Source organism: Neoroseomonas oryzicola (assembly GCF_012163135.1).
Taxonomy (GTDB): domain Bacteria; phylum Pseudomonadota; class Alphaproteobacteria; order Acetobacterales; family Acetobacteraceae; genus Neoroseomonas; species Neoroseomonas oryzicola.
The window spans coordinates 1-822 of record NZ_JAAVUP010000042.1 but is presented as its reverse complement, the minus strand read 5'-3'; the positions used below and the strand labels follow the sequence as shown (position 1 = coordinate 822).

Genomic DNA, 822 nt, shown 5'->3' with positions numbered 1-822 from the left:
GCCTGCGCGGTGATCCGGATGGAGCCGTCGACCTACCACTACCGTGGCAAGCGTCGCTCGCAGGCGGCACTGATCGGTCGGATCAAGGAGATCGCCGCGACGCGCGTGCGGTACGGTTATCGCCGGATCCACGTGCTGGTGCGGCGGGAAGGCTGGCATGTAAACGCGAAGCGGATCTACCGCCTGTACCGGGACCTTGGCCTGCAACTACGCAACAAGGTGCCGAAGCGGCGGGTCAAGGCGAAGCTTCGCGATGACCGGCGACCGCCGGAGCGGGCCAATGAGACCTGGGCGATGGACTTCGTGCACGACCAGTTGGCGACGGGGCGGAAGAGCCGCGTGCTGACGATCGTGGACACCTTCACGCGGTATGCGCCGGCGATCGAGCCGCGGTTCGGCTATCGGGCGGGCGACGTCATCGAGGTGCTCGAGCGTGTCGGGCGCGAGCATGGGTTTCCGCAGGCGATCCGCGTCGACCAGGGCAGCGAGTTCGTGTCACGCGAACTGGATCTCTGGGCATACCAGCGCGGCGTGACGCTCGATTTCTCGCGGCCGGGCAAGCCGACGGACAACGCGTTCATCGAGAGCCTGAACGGGAAGTTCCGGGCGGAATGCCTGAATGCGCACTGGTTCATGAGCCTCGACGACGCACGGGCGAAGTGCGAGGCTTGGCGTAGAGACTACAACGAGGTTCGCCCGCACGGCGGGATTGGCAACAAACCGCCGGCGAGCCTGGTGAAATCGGTCAGCGGTACACGGCCCACGCCGACCGAATAGCGCTGGAAGACGCCCGCCAGGGCGGTCCAAGGATGGGTAGCAGGC

General features: G+C 66.4%; 1 protein-coding gene. It reads left to right on the top strand.

All coding sequences use genetic code 11. From position 1 onward, the window contains the following. Nucleotides 1-777 (top strand): IS3 family transposase (locus GWK15_RS25575; protein ID WP_168044440.1); only part of this gene is annotated, 777 nt, incomplete at its 5' end. Nucleotides 778-822: the final 45 nt, after the last annotated feature.